Raw genomic sequence first — 17,883 nt, 5'->3', positions numbered from 1 at the left:
CGCGGCTCACCCACTTGCGGATGGTCGCTTCCTTCACGCCCATGGCGAGTGCCGCCACATTCGTGGGAACGAGCCGGTGACGGGGTGGCTTGATCATGCTCTGACGCCCTTTCGCTCCTACTCCTTGAGCTGCCCCGGAATGAGCAGCTCGTGCATCCTCCAGGAATGCCCGACCGAGCAGTTGACACTGCCACCGGTCGAGCCCTTGCCTTTCAGGTTTTGCGGGGAAGCGCTGATCGTCCCGTTGCAGCCCTCCATGACGCACTGCCGGATGAGTGCCTGGAGGATGCCGGGATCGGGGTCGACGATGCGGCGCGGCTCGCCGGCGAGGCCGACGGCCTCGTCCGCGAACTCGGTGGCCGAGGGCTGCCCGGTCAGCCAGGCCACATGCCGGATCAGGAAGCGCGCCAGATGTGGCACGGTGCGCTGGGGGGCCGCGCACCCGAGCTGATCCAGGACGATCCCGCACCACGATTCGAGCACCGCGAGAATATTGCGCCGACTGTCGAGCACGGAGATGTCGAGGACGTCATTCCGACGACTTCCGGAGACCTTGGTCGGGTTCGTTCGCTGGGACGTCGGCGATACGTGATTCAGACATTCTCCGTGCAGATTCGCCAGCGCACGCAGCTGACGCTCGACATACCTGACGCAGTCGGCACACAGGAGAGGGCCGGCTGAGCTGCGGATACCCCCGGTGTGGCATCTGGGGCACGAGTGAACCTGCATCGATTCCCTTCGTTCCAGATCCGCAGAGAATTTTGCTGTTCCGTTCATGACTCGCCGATGAGAACGTACGGACGAGCGGTAGAGTCCCTCTCAAGCCCTGTTCGGGAATCACTTGGCGATTTACCTTGAGCCGAATTCCAGTTGAACCCGAGCCCTGATCGAGCGCCTGCGCCGACGGTTACGGTGACAAGGAGGCGCTGTGTCTTCAACGCACGGAGGCGAACGCCCGCTCGGCGTCGCGCTCTCCGCAGGACTGCCCCCGGTGGCGGCGGTTCAGCCGTCCTCGAACGATCCGGCACCACAGCTGGAGGCGTGTCGGGTAGGCGCCGGCCCCCGGGGCCTGTCCGTCCTGGAACGGCTCTGTGCACAGGAGCGCAAACCCCCTCGCCGGGAAGCGGTCACGGCGCACGTCGTCGACCCGGACCCGCCCGGTTCGGGACGGGAATGTCGGCCCACGCAGTCCGGCCATCTGCTGATGAACACCCTCGCGCCCCGGACGACAGAACGGCCGGGGGCCCGCCCGTGCGCAGACCGACGTGCTCGAAGACGGCACCCCGCTGTCCGGCCTCGGCGCGGTCGTCCTCGCCCAGGGGACACATACCGGCTCGGCTCACCCAGACAGAGCAGGAGCTGACCGAGTTCGCGGCCCAGCACGGGCTGACCCATCTGCCGCCCGCCAATCCGGCCCACGCCGACCTGCCGGCCATCGACCCCGGCGAGGACGTGCTGGTGCGTGGCCTCGGGCTCAACTTCTTCGACCACCTGGCCCTGTTCCGAGGCGATCCCCGAACACCCCCCAGGCACAGGAGTTCGTGCACCATGGCTCGACCAGCCAGAACATCTTCGATACCGGGGCCATGCTCGTGGCCACGCGGACGCTGCGCCTGATCGTCGCCGACCTGCGGGAGGCGGCCGCCGCCCCTGGGGGAACTCGCCGCCGCCCACCGGGACACGGTGATGGCGGGCCGCCCCCCTTGCCCTGCACGCCGCGCCCAGGCCGCCCTGGCACGCCCTGCGCACTGCGATCGCTGACCTGGCGGCCGGGCTGGCGCACGCGGCCGGTGCCCTCGGCAAGATCGCCGCGGATGTGCTGGTGCTCGTCCGCACCGAGGTGGCCGAGGCCACCGAGCCCACGGGTGTCCGGACGGGGCGCCTCCTCGGCGATGCGCACAAGCGCAACCCCGTGGCTCGCCACCCTGACCCGCTCGGCTGCCCTCCAGGTCCCGGCTCTCGCCGCCGTGCTGTACCAGTGCCTGAGCGCCGAGGACGAACGCTCGGCCGGGGTGCGGCACGCCGAGTGGCAGCCGCTGCGCGGAATGCCTGCGGTTCACCGGCGGGGCCGCGCACACGGCCGTCGAACTCGCCCGCGGGCTGGTCGTCCACGCCGGCCGGACGCGCGCCGACCTGGAGATGACCCGGGGACCGGCCTCACGGGCCCGCTGGCCGACCGCGCGCTCGCCCGTTTTCCGCCCGGGGGATCGCGGCCGGCCTGGCCACCGTGACCGGACGCCGCACCGATGCGGTCTGCGACCGACCCGGCAGACCGTGACGAACGGGCGTCCGGTCGTTCTGCTGACTGGGTACCAGACTCCGACCGCGCCGTAGAACAGGGCTGCCCCGCGCCACCGAGTCCGTTGATCGACGGTGCCGGCAGGGCCTGCGGGACCAGTGGGGAACGCCTGGGCTGCGGGCGAGCGCGACACCCCCCGGCATGTGGCCCACGTCACTTCCGGAGGCCCTTGGTGGGGCGATGAAGGGCATGTCACTATCTCAACACGCCGCCCCTGCCTAAAAGTTACTGAGTGACAGGCGATGAGGCGCTTCAAGCGATCCTGATGCGTCATCCGGTCAGACTGCTTCCATGCCGGACGCGACGCGGCACAGATCTCCCTCGCGATCCACCCTCCGTCTGTATTCCTCTGCTGTCGTCCTGCACAGCGCAGGGGGCTTTCGCGTGCGCCGACACCCTCGCAACCAAGTCAGCGACACCATGTCCGTCCGACGTACCGGCCAGGTCGGCCTCTGCACCTGTGCGCGGATCACTCACGGACGTACAGAAAGCAGACTCTCAACCTCGTGCTTTGGCGAAGTGAGCCGTCCGGCAGATGACCAGGACAACAGAAAACGCCCCTGACCAGCGACAATCAGGATTGTCCGGGCCCTTGTTCCCGCCCCTGTCGGAGACGCTTCCCAGATGAAGAAGCGTGGTCGTACCCGCGTGTCCGGCTGAGGGCAGTGGTAGCGCAGTGGTCTCGCAGACCGGGACCGTGCTGCTGGTGGAGACGTCCGCAAGTCCGGTCTGGATCAGGCGATATCGACGGCACTGGCGCCCTGGCGGAAGTCCCGCGCGGTGCACGATCCGGGCAAGAACCTGCTGGATGAGGCGCTCGCGGTCGGGCTCGGCGGCGACTGTCCCGCCGATGTCGCCATGCTGCGGGCCGAGCCCAACGCGTTCGGGCCAATGACTTCCGATCCGAGGACGCGGCCTGTTCGGTGGGCGCGACGTACCAGGACCGCGAGGCGGGCACGCTGGCCGAGACGGCCTGCCTGTCCTTCCACAGGCGCAAAGACGCCTCCAGCGATGAGGGCAGCGCCCTGATCGCCACCGACCCGGCGATCGCGGCGGACGCCCGGCTGCGGTCGTCCTTCGAGATCGGCAGCATCTTCCACCAGGCACAGGTCATCGGGCTGCCGATCCCCGCAGTTCACCGAGATCGGCTACAACTTCAAGCCGTCCGACCTCGCCGCGGCGATCCCGCAGGTCCAGCTGAGCCGCATCGGAGAGGCCCCGGCGGCAACGCTCGCCGCGCAGGTGCTGCGCCTGCCAGAGGCGGGCCAGGTGTCGATCCTCGACGTGGGCGGCGGCCGGGCATCTACTCGGCCCTGTGGCTGGAGGCCAACGCACAGGCCCGCTCGACCCAGCTCGACTGGGAGCCGATCAACACGACCGCTCGCGAGCTCCTGGAAGAGCGGGGCCCGGCCGACAGGTTCACCTGCCATCGACGGCGACTTCCACTCCACCGACTTCGGTACGGGGCTCTACGACGTCGCGCGCTCCACTCGCACATCGCCCACCAGGAGGGCCCCGAGGAGAACACCGAGGTCTTCACGCGGCTGCGCCGGGCAATCAAACCCGGCGGCGCCCTCGTGGTCTGCGACGACGCCGTCGACGACCGCAGCGGCCCCGCGTTCCCGCCGCTGTTCGCCTCGGAGATGCTGCTCAAGCCCAACCAGGGCGGTACCCGGCGGCGCTCCGATCACCGTGACTGGCTGCTCAAGGCCGGCTTCGGGGACGTTTCCTACCACTCAGCACCGCCCGCCACCCTGGCCGTCGCCCGGTAGCCGGACGGCTCTTCACCGCCACAGGCGGGAACCGACAGGCATAAGGAGGACCCGTGTCCCAAGTCACAGAGGTCGAGGACGTCTACTCGGTCATCGAGGAATCGGCCCGGCAGGTGGGGGTGCCCTGCACACGCGAGAAGATCGTGCCGGTCCTGACCGCGTACAAGGACGGTCTCGCCGACGCCGGGATCGTGCTGAGCGTGTCGACAGGCGAACACCCCACGTCCGAGCTCGACTACACCATCACCGTGCCCACCGAGGGTCCCGACCCCTACACCACCGCCGTGGAGCACGGCTTCGTCGAGGCCACGGACCACCCGGCAACCACCCTGCTCTCGGACATCCGAAAGCAAGTACCCGTGAGCGAGTACTTCATCGACGGCGGGGTGGCCGCCGGCTTCAGCAAGATCTACGCGCACTTCCCGTTCGACCCGCTCAAGGTGGAGCAACTGGCGGCCCTGCCGTCCATGCCCCACGCCGTCGCCGAGAACGCCGGCCTCTTCGCGCGCCACCATCTGCACCAGGCCGCGATGATCGGGATCGACTACCGGCGCCGGACGGTCAATCTGTACTTCGCCGGGCTCCCCGCAGAGTTCGGCGAGGCGGAGAACGTCCTGTCGCTGCAGCACGAGCTGGGTCTGCCCCGGCCCGATGGTGAACTCCTCGGTTTCGCCCGAAAATCGTTCCGCGTGTATGTCACCCTCAGCTGGGACTCCGCGCAGGTCAAGCGAATCTGCTATGCCCCCGCGCCGGTCCGTGGCTGGGATCCCTCCGCACTTCCCGTGCGAATCGAGCCAGAGACCGAGAAGTTCGTACGGAGTGCCCGGCGCACCTATGGCGGCGATCCCATCGTCATCGCCGCCTGTAAGTGGACCGCTGACGGGCCCTATCTGAACCTTGGCCCCTATATCCGCGTCTCACCCCTCATGCGGACATTGCTCCGGAACCTCACCGGGCAAGAGGTGTGATCCCTACCGTCGGCGACCGTGGGTAATTCGAGGGCGCAGTAGAACTCCAGCGAGCCTCTAGGGGGATGAGTGACGATTGTAGTCCCGGTTTCGTCGCTCACGGAAATCTCCTGTTGATCAACGGAGGAACTCATGCCCGAAATCACCGAGGTCGATGAAGGCCCGACCGCTCTCAATGCTCTCGGGGACGCATTGGCCCAGGCCGGCGCGAAGTCGATCTCCGGGCAGCGTGAAGAACTGGCAGCGGGCCTACTGAAAGCCTCCCTGAAACAGTGGGAGGACCCCGCGGTCCGGCCGCAACTCCTGGCGGATCTGACGGCTGCGATCACCGACGAGGCGGGTGCGGAGAGGATGCGCGCCTTCATGTCCGCCCAATCCTCACAGATCTTCAGCCAGTTGGGGAAGGCGCTCGGATTGTCGCAGTCCCTCGACATCCATGAAGTAGCCGAGATCCTCAAAGTGCCGCCGCTGAATATCAATGCGGCACAGGCGCAGGTCTGGGGCATGGTAATCCTGCGCTACATTCTCCGACTCGACCCGATTTCCACGGCATCGTCGGAAGAAATCGTCGAGCTTCTCGCCCCCACTATCCAGCGCTATCTGGTCGACTGAAGGAACGCAGAGAATCGAATTATGCGTTCTGGCGCTTGAAAGCGCAGGTCAGCGCATTACGCGTCGGCATGTTATTCCTCTGTGGACCCTAAGGGCAAAGGCTGTCCCGTAATCCTTGACGGGCGCACGTCGACAGCTACGGCGCCTCGCCGCATTGTCGGAACACGAGAGAGGCAGTACACATCCCATGACAGACCGAACCGCCGCACTGACCTCCAGTGATCCACCGCAGCGCCCGGCCGCGCTGCCTTCGCTCACCGGCCTGCGGTGGCTGGCAGCCCTCTTCGTGTTCCTCGCCCATGCCTCGATGCTTTCCGGCCCCAACCGGCCGGACGCGCCGATCAGCTTCTTCGCCGATCAGGACCTCGCGAAGACTCTGGCCGACTTCTTCGAGCCCGGGTTCGTCATGGTGTCGTTCTTCTTCCTACTCAGCGGCTTCGTCCTGACCTGGTCGGCGAGACCGGGGGAGCCGGCCACGGCGATCTGGCGGCGGCGTTTCCTGAAGATCTACCCCAACCACATCGTGGTCTTCGCCTTCGCGATGTGGCTGTTCGCCTCCTCGGAACCGGTGCGCGCCTGGCTGCCGAACCTCTTCCTCCTGCACACCTGGAGCAACAAGCCCGAGGTGATCTCCAGCGTCAACCTCCCGGCCTGGTCGCTGTGTGTCGAGGTGTTCGCCTACGCACTGCTCCCGCTGCTCCTCGTCCTGGTACGCCGGATCAAGGACAACAAGCTGTGGCTGTGGGCCGGCGCGATGGTGGCCGGCGTCGTCGGCGTACCGGCGGTTACCCAGCTGTTGGTCACCGGCGGAATCCCGGTTCCCATGTACGACCTGTCGATGAACCAGGTCTGGTTCAGCTACGGTTTCCCGCCCGCCCGCCTGTTCGAGTTCATGCTCGGCATGGTCCTGGCGCGGATCGTCGCCGCGGGCCTGTGGCCGCGCAAACTCGGCATGTCGGTCTCGATCGTCCTCGTCGCGGGCGGGTACTGGCTCTCGTTCGCCCTGCCCTACCCGTACAAGTTCTACACAGGCACGATCATCCCGTTCGCCGTGCTCGTCTGTGCCGCGGCCGCGCGTGACCTGCGGGGCGAGGGCGGCTGGCTCGCCAGCCGACCCATGGTCTATCTGGGCAATGTCTCCTTCGCCTTCTACGTCACCCAGGGCGTGGTCATGTTCTACGGCCGTCCCAAGGTGTGGGGCGATCACACCTACGGCGTGATCCCTGCCCTGGGGCAACTGGTGGTGCTCTTCCTGGCGAACCTGCTGGCCGGCTGGCTGCTGTACCGATTCGTCGAGACACCGATCATGCGCCGCTTCAGCCGCAGCAGGAAGCGGACCACACCAGCCGCGCCCCACAGCCCCGAAGCCGCCCCGGTTGCCGGAGCCGTCTGAGCGGTCCGTACGCCCCGAGCTCATCCGCCGAAGCGGCATAACCCCCCTACCGCCTCCCAACACCACAACATGACCACGCGTCGCAGCGCACGAGGAAAGGACTGACATGGCAGGGAAGTTGGACACTGACGTCATCGTCGTCGGGGGCGGCCCCACCGGCCTGATGCTGGCCGGAGAGCTGCGCCTGGGCGGTGCGGGCGTCATCGTCGCTGAAGCTCTTGAACAGCCGACCGGCCAGTCGCGTGCCCTCGGCTTCACCACCCGTGCCCTGGAGTCGTTCGAGCAGCGAGGGCTCCTGCACCGCTTCGGCACTGTCGAGACCATGCCGATGGGACACTTCGGCGGGATCCCCTTCGACTACAGCGTCCTGGAAGACGCGAACTTCGGCGCCCGCGGCATCCCGCAGTCCCAGTCGGAGGCGGTTTTGGAGGCGTGGGCCGGCGAACTCGGCGCCGACATCCGCCGCGGCCGCGAACTGATCGCCCTGAAGCAGGACGAGGACGGCGTCACGGTCACCGTGGTCACCCCTGACGGGACGCGCGAAGAACTGCGCGCCGCGTACGTGGTCGGCGCCGACGGCGCGCACAGCGCGGTGCGCAAGGCCGCTGGCATCGACTTCCCCGGCACGTCCGGCACCCAGGTCATGCACTTGGCCGACGTGGCCGGCTCCGGCGTGCGCCCGCGCCCCTTCGGCGAGCGGCTTCCACTCGGCCTGGTGCAGGTCTTCCCCGGCGGCGACATCGACCGCGTCATCATGACCGAGTACGACGCCCCGGTGGACAACCACAACGAGACCCCGGAGTACGCGGAGGTCGCCGAAGCGTGGCTGCGCGTAACCGGCGAGGACATCTCGGCCGGCAAGCCCCTGTGGGTCAGCTCCTTCACCGACGCCACCCGCCAGGCGGCCGAGTACCGCTCAGGCCGGGTGCTGCTCGCCGGCGACGCCGCCCACATCCACCTACCGGTCGGCGGCCAGGGCATGAGCGCCGGTGTCCAGGACGCGGTCAACCTGGGCTGGAAGCTCGCCGCCACCGCCTGCGGCCGGGCCCCCGAGGGCCTCCTCGACACCTATCACAGCGAGCGCCATCCGGTCGGCGCCCGACTCCTCTCCAACACCCGGGCGCAGGCCATGTCCATCTTCGGCGGCGACGAATCGCAAGGACTGCGTGACCTGTATGCCGAGCTGATCGCCCTCGACGAGGTGAAGCGCCACCTGGCCGGCATGGTCAGTCACGTCGACATCCGCTACGACATCGATCCGGAGGGCCATGCGCTCGTCGGCCGCCGGCTGCCCGCGCGCACGCTCGAAACCGCGAGCGGCCAGATCGCGACGCCCGAACTGCTGCACCCGGCGCGCGGCGTGTTCCTCGACCTGTCCGACTCGGCCGAGCTGCGGTCGGTCGCGGCTGGATGGAAGGACAGGGTCACCACCGCCACCGGTACGCTGCCCGCCGACGCGGCCTTCGACAAGCTCGCCGCGCTGCTGGTCCGCCCCGACGGATACATCGCCTGGGCCGGTGACGACCGGACCGGTCTGACGACCGCACTCGAGCGCTGGTTCGGCACGCCGGACGCCTCGTGATCGCCCTCACGGCCCGTCACAACCACGCTCATCAAACGAACGCGGGGATGTATGTCCGACAAACGTGAGCTGGCCGGTCTCTACACCGTCATCGAGGAATCCGCCCGGCTGGTGGACGTGACCTGCTCGCGGGAGACGGTCTGGCCGATTCTCCTCGCCTACGGAGACACCCTCGCCCAGGCCGTGGTGGCCTTCCGGGTGGCTACCGGAGAGCGCAACGCCGGTGACTTCGACTGCCGCTTCACCATGCTGCCCAAGGAAATGGATCCGTACGCGGTCGCCCTGGAGAGCGGCCTGAGCACGAAGACCGACCACCCCGTCGGAAGGCTGCTCGGGGAACTGCACCGGGAGTTTCCCATCGAGAGCAGCGGAATCGACTTCGGGGTCGTCGGCGGCTTCAAGAAGACCTGGTCCTTCTTCCCGACCGATGACCTCCAGTCGCTGTCCGATCTGGTCCGCCTCAAGTCGCTGCCGCCCAGCGTGACCGGAAACCTCGACTTCTTCACCCGTCACCAACTGGCCGACCGGGTCAGCCTGGTGGGGATCGACTACCCCAACAGGTCGGTGAACCTGTACTTCGGCGCGGCCCCCAGGCAGACCTTCCAGGCCGACGGCATCCGTTCGATTCTCCGGGACGCGGGGATGGCCGCGCCGAGCGAGCGGCTGCTGCGCCTCGGCGAGCAGGCGTTCGGCATCTACGCCACTCTGACCTGGGACTCTCCGAACGTCCAGCGGATCACCATCGCGGCCATGACGCCGGATCCGATGACGCTACCCGTGCGCATCGAACCCAAGATCGAGCACTTCGTGAACGAGGCGCCCTACAGCACCGATGACCGCCAGTTCGTCTACGCGATCACATCGTCGCCCACGAGCGAGTACCACAAGCTCCAGTCGTACTACAAGTGGCAGTCGCGGGTGGAGAACATCCTGCTGGTCTCCGACAACGGATGACGGGCAGCGCCGGGCAGTCAGAGAGAGGGAAACGGAATATGGAACCCGTGAACGTCGCGGTCATCTACTACAGCGCGACCGGCAGCGTCCACGCCCTGGCGCAGGCCGCCACCGAGGGGGCGGAGAAGGCCGGCGCCCACGTGAGGCTGCGCAAGGTCCGCGAACTGGCCCAGCCGGAGGCCATCAACTCCAACCCGGCCTGGGCCCAGCACATACAGGACAGCGCCGACGTCGCCGAGGCCGCCCTGGAGGACCTCGCCTGGGCCGACGCCGTACTGCTCGGCACGCCGACGCGCTTCGGCAACCCGGCCAGCCAACTGCGGGCGTTCCTGGAGACGACCGGCCCGCTGTGGGCACAGGGCCAGCTCGCGGGCAAGGTGTGCTCGGCCTTCACCGCCTCGAACACAGCCCACGGCGGACAGGAGTCGACGATCCTGGCACTGTCCAACACGTTCTACCACTGGGGCGGGATCATCGTGCCCCCCGGCTACACCGACCCGGTCCAGTTCAAGACGGGCAATCCGTACGGAGCGTCCCACGTCGCCGCCCTGGGCACACCCGGTGAGGACACCCTGGAGTCCGCCCGGCACCAGGCCCGGCGCGCCGTCGAGACGGCGGCGGCGCTCAAGGCCGGCCGCGCGGCTGCCTGAGCGGCGACAGCACCGGCCGGCAGGCCGGCGTCACACACCGAAATCCCCGAGGAGAACTCTCGTGAACATCGCACTGTGGATCGTCGCGGCAGTGCTGGGCACAGCGTGCCTGGCCGGTGGCGCCATGAAGCTCGCACAGTCCCCGGAGAAGCTGGCCGCTGCCGGCTTCGGCTGGGCCGACGACTTCGGTTCCGGTCCCGTCAAGGCCATCGGGGCCCTCGAAGTGCTGGCCGGGGTAGGGCTGATCCTGCCCGGTGCGCTCGACATCGCACCGGCCCTGGTGCCGCTGGCCGCCCTCGGTCTGGTGCTCCTGATGATCGGCGCGGCCGTCACCCATCTGCGTCGCAACGAGGCCCAGCTGATCCTGGTGAACGTGTTCCTGGTCGCCGTGGCTGGCTTCGTGGTGTGGGGCCGTTTCGGTCCCTACTCCTTCTGACCGGCAAGACAGACAGCACGATGAAGGGCTCCACGGCCTACGCATCGACACAACGGCACGGTCTGCACATCGGCCTGCTGCCGACGATGGGCCGCGACGGTGAACCCGTCGACGCCGATCACGCTCGACGAGCGACGAGCCCCGGGCGCCCTGCCACTCGCCGGTCTCGCCGGCGCGCCACGCGTCAAGCCGGTACTCAGGCCCATCGACGAGGCCGCCGTGATCACGCACACCTCCGGCACCACAGGCATCCCCAAGCCGGTCATGCACACGCCCCGCACACAGGGCTTGCGCCTCATCACCGCAGTGACGGCTGCTCTCCTTGATGAGGCATGTGCGGCGGAGACGAGGGTGACGTGGTGGTGCCAGCCGTTCCCAGTGCGGCCTTCGAAGCGGGCCAGGCCCAGGGCCTGCTTCATCATCTCCCGGTAGTCGTGTTCGAAGCCCCAGCGGAGTTTGGCCACGCGGACCAAGGCGGTCAGCGGGGTGTCGTCGGACAGGCCGGAGAGCCAGAACCGGACCGGCTCGCTCTCACCGGCGGGCCACTCGGCCAACAGCCAGCATTGGGGCAGCCCCGGTCCGCCGGTCGCCTGCTGGACCTCACGTCCGGCGGGCCGGATCCACAAGGCCACGAAGCGGGAGTACATCCTTGAAGCCACTGCGGCTGGTGCCAGGCCGGGAGCCTTCCCGCCACCGCATTCCTCGTGCGGCCTTGCGACCCGCGGCGATGACCAGCTGTTTCACCGACTGTGGCCTGTCCGGGTACTTCTCCACCGGCGGGCGTCCGGTCCCGGAGTACGGCTCGGCCACCGGCACCCCCTCGCCGGGCTGAGCCGACAGCGTGGTGGAGTCCCCACCACGTAGTTCAGGCCGCGGGCCCGCACCCCGTACCAGAACACGGCAGCATCGCCGTCCCCGCGCGACGGCCAGCGGTACCTCAATGCCCCACGAGCGGGTCTCATCGAGCATGTCCAGGGCCAGCTGCCACTCCTCCACGTGACCGACACCGTCGGGAATCCCGCAGGCGGTGCGGCGGGCAGTCTTGCCCAGATCGGCCTCCGAGGAAGCAGAATCCCAAGTCCGGGGCAGGGGGCTGGGATCACCTTGATATTGACGAGTTTCTTCACGCCGGTCTGGACGCGTCGGACCTTGGCGAGGACCTCGCCGGCGGTGGCGGTCCAGGTGAAGGGCTTCGGCTTCTCGTTCCAGAAGTTGCTGCAGTCGCCGACCCAATCACCTGCACGAGAAGGCCGCCTGCCTCCACCTCGCCGCGCTCGGCGTCAAGCTCACGCCCCTACGCCCCGAGCAGACCGCCTACATCGACGCCGAGAACGTCGCCCGCGCGCTCGCCCCACCGCCGAACCGCATCGGCATCACCCTGGAACACCAGCACGCCAACGGCTGTCCCAAGGCTGTCTTCCACGACCACAACGACAGGAAACCCGATGCCGTCGTGCTGCTCGACATCACCGACGGACACGCCCTCAGGATCCGGCTGATGACCAACCCTACGAACAACCCCGCCTGAGAAGAAGCCACTTCACCGCACCGAACAGGGAGAGTCATGCCTGGTACAAGCACATCCTGGGCGCGGGCCGCGGCGGTCGTCGCAGTCGTCGGCGGCCTCGCGGCGACCGCGGTCCCAGGCCAAGCCGCACCCCGGGCCACGGAGAGCACCCACACGCCGGCCGCCGTGGTCGTGGCGCGCGGGCTGCACAACCCGCGCGACGTCCAACTCCAGCCCGACGGATCGCTCCTGGTAGCAGAGGCCGGTAGCGGCCCGGACACCCCCTGCACCACGCCGGGCACCCGATGCTTCGGCTTCAGCGGCTCCGTCTACCGAGTCAAGGGCAAGGTGCGAGGCCGCGTCGTGACCGGCTTGCCCTCTCAACTGGGTGTTCGCGGCGACGGCACCACTGCGGTCAACGGCGCGATCCAGGCCGAGGCGGCGCGCGACGGCAGCTACCGGGTGCTCTACGGCATGAACGGCACCCCAGAAATCCGGGCCGCACTCGGCGCAGGCGGCGAGGCGTTCGGCACCCTCAGCACCACCGACGGCACGCTCATCGGCGACCTGACCGCACACGAGGGCCACCACGACCCCGACTCGGCCAACGGCAACAACGAGGTGTTCTCCAACCCGCACCACTTCGTCAGGGACGGCAGAGACTTCCTGGTCACCGACGCCGCCGCCAACGACCTGATCCGGATCCACCCCGACGGCACCACCACGACCGAGTTCGTCTTCCCCAACACCCGGCTGCCCGCCGCCGCTCCGGATGTCGGGTCAGCGACCCCGGCCGGCCAGGTGCAGGCGGTGCCGACCGGGATCGTACGAGGCCGCGACGGCGCCTTCTACCTCGCGGACATGGGCGGCATGATTCAAGGACTCAGCCGTATCTGGCGCTATGTGCCAGGCGGCACGCCGACCGTCATCGCCACCGGCCTCACCAGCGTCACCGACCTCGACGTGGATCCGCGAGGCAATCTAATCGCCCTGTCGTACGGCAGCAGGAGCGGATCCCCACCGGCCGACTCAGGGCCCGGCCAGCTGACCCGCATCGATCCCAGAACGGGCACTGCCACCACCATCGACACCGGCGGCGTACTCAAAGAACCAGCCGGCCTCGCGGTCAGCCGAGGCGGCGACATCTACGTCACCAACCACACCCTGAGCACCAACGGAGAGCTTCTAAAGTTCCCCGCCCGCCGGTAACACCACCACAACCCGAAGGGTGCGACCGCTCACAACTGGCCGAAGTTGGCTTCGCTGCGGCCGTCCGCAGCGCCGGCAGCGTCGCCGGAGGACTGCACATCAAGACCACACCCGACGTCACCGAGCGCGCCACCCCCGCAGACGGACTCGGCACGGTCGGCGAGCACTACACCTCGCACTGCCATCCCCGCCTCAACCCCGGACAGACAGCTTCACGCACATGCTCGACCGGCAGCTACATTCCCTCGGGCTGCGGGTGACGGTTCGACGAACCGTACGCCTTCGACGGCCACGACCTGGTCGTCACGCGCCCGGGCCCGGCGACCCCCGGCTGTCCACCCCCCCCAAGATGGGGCAGCTGCACACGGCGGTGCACACCCTGCTGCACGAACGGTGCCCGCTCCTCGCCGTGCGTCTGAGCCATCAGATCCTCGGACTACGGCTCGGCCTGCCGCTGCGCCGCAGGACCGTGCCCAACCAAGGGGGTGCCGCAGATCGACCCGTTCGGCGCCTCCGAACAGGTCAGCTTCTACAACACCTTCGCGCTGCACGGCGAGCACGACGAGTTCGTCGCCCCCGGAGCGGGACCGATCCGGGTCAGCCGCGACGCGACCACCGGCGAGGTGCACGCGCTGCGCGGCCCCGGCTTTGCGTCCCGGCAGTTCCATCCCGAGTCCATACTCACTCGAGGTGGCCTTCGCATCCTGGCCCCGGGACTGGCCGGCCTGCTCACTCCAGCGGGAACCACGGTCGCTGCCTGAGCCTCCATGAGCCGCCGGACCGGCGCCTATCCAGACGCGCCGCCCCGGCCGCTGCCGCCGACGACACCCGACCGGTGCCCGCGGCGGTGCGCACCGACCCTGCCCGCCGTGCCGGACATCCGACCGGTGTCCGGCAACGGCGGGCAGGGACAACCCCGCCCGCGAGCCATGCCGAGCGAGAGGGAGCCCATGCATACCTACGTCGTCGTGGACGCGTTCGTGCCCACACCCCGCACCGCACGGAGAGTGACCGTTTCACGGAAGTTGAGCCAGAACCCAAACTCGTGAACAACTGACGTCACGACTCGTGATTAAAGCCAGCGCTGCTCACGCCGCCGCTGCGGCCGCCCAGTGACCAGGCCGCCCTCACCACCAGCGCCCGTGCTCCTCTCAACGACGGCCCCTGCTTCGCCGAAGGGCCTCCCAGGGGAAGTAGTCGACGCCTCCCGGTGGACCCTGCGGCCTGCGGCTTCGCCGTATCCCGTGACGGCCTCGCCGCGACCAGGAGTACGACCAGAGGCGCGACCATGTGGCCGCGGGCCGGGGCGGGCCAGTGCCGGTCGCCCCGCCACCGCCGACGACGACGCCCAACCATCCCGCCCGCGCCGCCGTCGTGGTAGCCCTGGACGTTGACGACGACGTCCAGGGCGGGGCCCGGCCGTAGGTCGGGTCGGGTGTCCAGGGACGGCGGCGGACCGGCCCGGGGATGGACAGGGTTTCCGGCGCCGGCGCCAACGCCGCCAACGCCCGCGTCAAGCTCTCGACGTGAGCCTGCAACAACTCCGCCTTGACCTGCACAATCTCCCGCTGGTGCCGCTCTTCGCGGAGCGCGTTCTCCAGCTCCTGGACCCGCGCCGCGACCTCGACCTGCGCCGCCCGCGCGTCCGGGGCGTCCCGGGACATGTCCACCCCCGTGTCCGGCGTGTCCATGCCCGGCATCATCTCCCCGCCCCTGAACGCCCGAGCGTTCAGGACGCTGAACGGCGCGTTCGGCCAGCCAAGGGGAGCGCCCCCGCCCCCGCCGCGGGCGCGAGGCGGGCGATGAAGGGCAGCTCGCACACGCGTACCTAATTCCTTAATCGCAATCCTCATGCGAAAAACGACATTGCCAGCGTAGGGTGGGGCCCATGCTGAGCACAGAGGAAACCCTCAGACTCACCGTGGCCGCCCTCATGCAGCACACGGGGGAGCGGCAGGCCGACGTCGGACAGGGCTGCGGCCTGTCACAGATCCAGGTGAGCCGACGTCAGGCCGCCGTAGCCCGCTGGACCCTCGACGACTGCGACGCCCTCGCCGCGCACTGGGGCATGCCCGTCCTCGACCTCCTCGCCGGCCCCACCCACGCCGTCACCAAACTGCCCCCCAACCGGATCGTTGCAGGAAGACGGGGAGCACAGACCCTCATCCCCGTCAGCCAGGACCAGGAGATGCCCCCGGCAGGAGCGCCCGCCCGACCACCTCGCCGGGCAACCCCGCCGCCCGCAGCCCCACCGGAGGAGGAGTCCGCCCCGCCGGCCGCCCGACGCACGGTGGTGCCCCACCGCCCTGCCCCCGCCGGCCCGCTCACCGACCAGATCCATACCGCCGTCGCGCGCCAGATCGCCGAACACGACGGCGACGTCGACGCCGCCAAAGCCGCGCTCATCAAGAGCGCCGTCCCCGACGTCATGGCCCTGTTCCACGCGTCCAGGGTCGGCGGCCGCTACGAGCACACCGACCACCCGCCCACCCAGGACATCCTGAAGAAGACCAGCCAGAAGGGCGCCGACCAGATCTGGGAGGGGCGCCCCAAGTGGCGGGCGACCGAACTGCACCGCGCCGCCCGCACCGGCCTCATCACCCTGGACGTGACCGCCCTCGACATCAACGGCGCCTACCTCGCCGCGCTCAAGACGTGGCTTCCCATCGGCAAGCTGGTGCACTCCACCGACGGCGTCCACGACCGCAAGCGCTCCGGAGTCCACCTCGTCACTCCACCCGAATGGACGGCATCCGACCTGCCCTCGCCCCTCGGCGCGCGCCAGGAACCCGGCCGGCTCTGGATCACGGAACCCACTCTCCGCCTGCTGCTCCGGTGCGCTCAGCAGGGGTTGTGCGAGGCGCCCGTCATTCACGAGTCCTGGACATCCGGCGCATCAGAAGGACTTCTCGAAAAGATGCGCCGGGCGCTCACCGAGGTGCGACAAGAGGCCATCGCCAATAACGACGAAGTGACCCTGGAATACGTAAAGTCGATGTATTCTAAGTTCGTGTCCACCATCGGAGAGAGCGCCGCGAACCGGGAAATTCGACGCCCCGACTGGATGCACATCATCCGTTCGCAAGCATTCGCGAACCTCTGGATGAAAGCCGAAAAGGCACACACGTCCGGGCTCACGGTCGTGGAAATGTCGGGAACCGACGAACTGCATATTGCTGGTGACTGGCAGTCAGTCTTTACCGAAGGTCGTGACCTCTCCCAAGTCAAGCCCAAGCACACCTACACACTGGGGGCATCGTGACCCGCGCCACCGACGAATGGGGCCAATGGCAAAAGCACAACGCACGCGGAATGTCCGGGGCAGAAGGGCTGCGCCGCGAGCTGGACCGCATCGTGCGCGCCGGCGGCATCGCCTCCCCAGTCACCACCACCCGCGGCCTCTCAGCCCGCCTCCGCTACCTGGACAGCCCGGCCGGCAAAGCCGAGTTGAAGCGCCAAGGCGTCACCCCTCGACTCCTGCGCGCCTGGGGGCGGGGAGGCACCCCCAGCGCCGCCAAGTTGGCGGCCGTCGACACCGCGTACTGGAACCGGCGCCGTGAAAACGTCATCAAATCCGGGGCGCTTCTCCGGATCCTGAATAACGAGGGACGGGGGCGACGCATCGAAATCTACCCCGTGGACCAAACCCACGTTGCCCAGGAATACCGGCGCGACCTCTCTGATAGGTCAATCCAGGGCCGCTACATCTGGGACGACTTGGTAAAAGCGTGGGTCGAAGGCGACGCCGAAACCATGGAAGACATCTGGGACGACGTCATCGCGGAGTTGGACTCCGACTACGGCGCCTACGCCTACGTAGGAGCCGTCACCATCGGAGCCTGAACACTCTATAATATCCCCCGGGCTCAAGCTGAGTCTCAAACGGAATGGCCCCCTGCGATGGGGGCCATTCCGTTTGGCCTATTCGCTTTCCGCATTCGGGTTTTCTGGTCCTCTTGTTTGGGTGTCCGAGGTTGGCGTCAGGGGTGGCCCGTGGGTGGGTAATTGAGGGGGCGCCAGGAAGGGGTGCCGTTCAGGGTGTTCGGGGTCGTCGTTCGGCTTATGAATAGGGGCTGGAGCCGGCCTCAGCCGGACAGGTGGTGTAGACCTCTTTCCGACGTAGTGTCGGTAAAATCACTGATGGGTCGTCAGTCTGGGTTGCACGGGTGGTGGTCGTGCATAACTACGTGTTATGCCTCACCTGCCGGTGAGGCCGGAGGAGCGGCCCTCGGATCCGAGGGGCGCGCCCCGGATGGGCTTGGGCCAGGAGGTGAGGCACGTGGCCACTATACCGCGTCTGACCTGCGGTAACACTACCAACGCCGACCACGCCACCCCCGTAGCCAGCCAAGACCGGCCGAAGGCCGGGCTCGGGGAGCCGAAGGCTCCCCAGTCACCGAAGGTGACCGAGTCGGGCGGAGCCCGACTCGACCGGGCCGACGGCCCGGAGCATTTGGCGTTCCGTAGGAACGCGCGTCGTGTCTCCGGAGGAGACCGCGCG

16 protein-coding genes and 4 pseudogenes are annotated in these 17,883 nt (G+C 68.4%); 17 read left to right on the top strand and 3 right to left on the bottom strand.

Translation table 11 applies throughout. From position 1 onward, the window contains the following. Positions 1–117: 117 nt before the first annotated feature. A complete protein-coding gene (locus ACH4E8_RS19575; RefSeq protein ID WP_398449802.1) occupies positions 118–513 on the bottom strand; it encodes a hypothetical protein in 396 nt (131 codons plus the stop codon). 478 nt (positions 514–991) lie between these two features. Between ACH4E8_RS19575 and ACH4E8_RS19570 the strand changes: the two are divergent. From ACH4E8_RS19570 to ACH4E8_RS19515, 12 genes and pseudogenes are all read left to right on the top strand, one after another. Further along, positions 992–1,500: pseudogene (locus ACH4E8_RS19570) on the top strand (FAD/NAD(P)-binding protein); the annotation flags it as partial. A 23-nt stretch (positions 1,501–1,523) separates the two neighbouring features. Beyond that, a pseudogene (locus ACH4E8_RS19565) lies at positions 1,524–2,190 on the top strand (lyase family protein); the annotation flags it as partial. A gap of 765 nt (positions 2,191–2,955) precedes the next feature. Then, positions 2,956–3,205 (top strand): annotated as a pseudogene (locus ACH4E8_RS19560) (transposase); the annotation flags it as partial. Between the two features lie 17 nt (positions 3,206–3,222). Then, the gene (locus ACH4E8_RS19555; RefSeq protein ID WP_398449800.1) at positions 3,223–4,071 is read left to right on the top strand and encodes a DegT/DnrJ/EryC1/StrS family aminotransferase; all 849 of its coding nucleotides are present in this window, start codon (positions 3,223–3,225) and stop codon (positions 4,069–4,071) included. A gap of 53 nt (positions 4,072–4,124) precedes the next feature. After that, positions 4,125–5,039, top strand: coding sequence for an aromatic prenyltransferase (locus ACH4E8_RS19550; protein WP_398449798.1), 915 nt, complete (start codon positions 4,125–4,127; stop codon positions 5,037–5,039). A gap of 132 nt (positions 5,040–5,171) precedes the next feature. Next, a complete protein-coding gene (locus tag ACH4E8_RS19545) occupies positions 5,172–5,651 on the top strand; it encodes a hypothetical protein (RefSeq protein ID WP_398449796.1) in 480 nt (159 codons plus the stop codon). A 187-nt stretch (positions 5,652–5,838) separates the two neighbouring features. Beyond that, positions 5,839–7,044 carry an acyltransferase family protein gene (locus ACH4E8_RS19540; protein ID WP_398449794.1) on the top strand — a complete coding sequence of 402 codons (1,206 nt, stop codon included), beginning with the start codon at positions 5,839–5,841 and terminating at the stop codon, positions 7,042–7,044. Between the two features lie 106 nt (positions 7,045–7,150). Beyond that, complete coding sequence (locus tag ACH4E8_RS19535; protein ID WP_398449792.1) at positions 7,151–8,626, top strand: FAD-dependent monooxygenase; 1,476 nt, start codon at positions 7,151–7,153, stop codon at positions 8,624–8,626. A gap of 51 nt (positions 8,627–8,677) precedes the next feature. After that, on the top strand, positions 8,678–9,580 hold the full coding sequence (locus tag ACH4E8_RS19530) for an aromatic prenyltransferase (RefSeq protein ID WP_398449790.1): 903 nt from the start codon (positions 8,678–8,680) through the stop codon (positions 9,578–9,580). A gap of 38 nt (positions 9,581–9,618) precedes the next feature. Beyond that, on the top strand, positions 9,619–10,230 hold the full coding sequence (gene wrbA / locus ACH4E8_RS19525; protein WP_398449788.1) for an NAD(P)H:quinone oxidoreductase: 612 nt from the start codon (positions 9,619–9,621) through the stop codon (positions 10,228–10,230). Positions 10,231–10,291: 61 nt separating this feature from the next. Beyond that, positions 10,292–10,666 (top strand): DoxX family protein, encoded by a 375-nt coding sequence (locus ACH4E8_RS19520; RefSeq protein WP_398449786.1) that lies wholly within the window; start codon positions 10,292–10,294, stop codon positions 10,664–10,666. A 99-nt stretch (positions 10,667–10,765) separates the two neighbouring features. Continuing rightward, entirely contained in the window at positions 10,766–11,098 is a 333-nt protein-coding gene (locus ACH4E8_RS19515; RefSeq protein WP_398449784.1) for an AMP-binding protein, read from the top strand. Positions 11,099–11,266: 168 nt separating this feature from the next. Here ACH4E8_RS19515 and ACH4E8_RS19510 read toward each other — a convergent pair whose 3' ends face one another. Next, positions 11,267–11,899, bottom strand: coding sequence for a transposase (locus tag ACH4E8_RS19510; RefSeq protein ID WP_398449782.1), 633 nt, complete (start codon positions 11,897–11,899; stop codon positions 11,267–11,269). Positions 11,900–11,960: 61 nt separating this feature from the next. Then, complete coding sequence (locus ACH4E8_RS19505; protein ID WP_398449780.1) at positions 11,961–12,146, bottom strand: hypothetical protein; 186 nt, start codon at positions 12,144–12,146, stop codon at positions 11,961–11,963. Between the two features lie 84 nt (positions 12,147–12,230). Between ACH4E8_RS19505 and ACH4E8_RS19500 the strand changes: the two genes are divergently transcribed. From ACH4E8_RS19500 to ACH4E8_RS19480, 5 genes and pseudogenes are all read left to right on the top strand, one after another. Then, positions 12,231–13,382, top strand: a complete 1,152-nt coding sequence (locus ACH4E8_RS19500) for a ScyD/ScyE family protein (RefSeq protein WP_398449778.1) — start codon at positions 12,231–12,233, stop codon at positions 13,380–13,382. Positions 13,383–13,602: 220 nt separating this feature from the next. Further along, positions 13,603–13,812: pseudogene (locus ACH4E8_RS19495) on the top strand (phenazine-specific anthranilate synthase component I); the annotation flags it as partial. 55 nt (positions 13,813–13,867) lie between these two features. Continuing rightward, positions 13,868–14,143 (top strand): hypothetical protein, encoded by a 276-nt coding sequence (locus ACH4E8_RS19490; RefSeq protein WP_398449776.1) that lies wholly within the window; start codon positions 13,868–13,870, stop codon positions 14,141–14,143. A 1,127-nt stretch (positions 14,144–15,270) separates the two neighbouring features. Next, complete coding sequence (locus ACH4E8_RS19485; RefSeq protein WP_398449774.1) at positions 15,271–16,644, top strand: acyltransferase; 1,374 nt, start codon at positions 15,271–15,273, stop codon at positions 16,642–16,644. Then, a complete protein-coding gene (locus tag ACH4E8_RS19480; RefSeq protein ID WP_398449772.1) occupies positions 16,641–17,225 on the top strand; it encodes a hypothetical protein in 585 nt (194 codons plus the stop codon). Before ACH4E8_RS19485 ends, ACH4E8_RS19480 begins: the two co-directional genes overlap by 4 nt. Positions 17,226–17,883: the final 658 nt, after the last annotated feature.

Origin of the sequence: Streptomyces sp. NPDC017979, from assembly GCF_044328175.1 — a bacterium.
GTDB lineage: Bacteria > Actinomycetota > Actinomycetes > Streptomycetales > Streptomycetaceae > Streptomyces.
Note: the sequence above shows the minus strand (reverse complement) of the source record. Positions and strands in the feature narration are given on the sequence as shown.

Bases quoted from the DNA above. Each gene is read 5' to 3' on its own strand.
- ACH4E8_RS19545 (WP_398449796.1), top strand. From the start codon at position 5,172: ATGCCCGAAATCACCGAGGTCGATGAAGGCCCGACCGCTCTCAATGCT.
- ACH4E8_RS19540 (WP_398449794.1), top strand. From the start codon at position 5,839: ATGACAGACCGAACCGCCGCACTGACCTCCAGTGATCCACCGCAGCGC.
- ACH4E8_RS19535 (WP_398449792.1), top strand. From the start codon at position 7,151: ATGGCAGGGAAGTTGGACACTGACGTCATCGTCGTCGGGGGCGGCCCC.
- ACH4E8_RS19530 (WP_398449790.1), top strand. From the start codon at position 8,678: ATGTCCGACAAACGTGAGCTGGCCGGTCTCTACACCGTCATCGAGGAA.
- wrbA (WP_398449788.1), top strand. From the start codon at position 9,619: ATGGAACCCGTGAACGTCGCGGTCATCTACTACAGCGCGACCGGCAGC.
- ACH4E8_RS19500 (WP_398449778.1), top strand. From the start codon at position 12,231: ATGCCTGGTACAAGCACATCCTGGGCGCGGGCCGCGGCGGTCGTCGCA.
- ACH4E8_RS19485 (WP_398449774.1), top strand. From the start codon at position 15,271: ATGCTGAGCACAGAGGAAACCCTCAGACTCACCGTGGCCGCCCTCATG.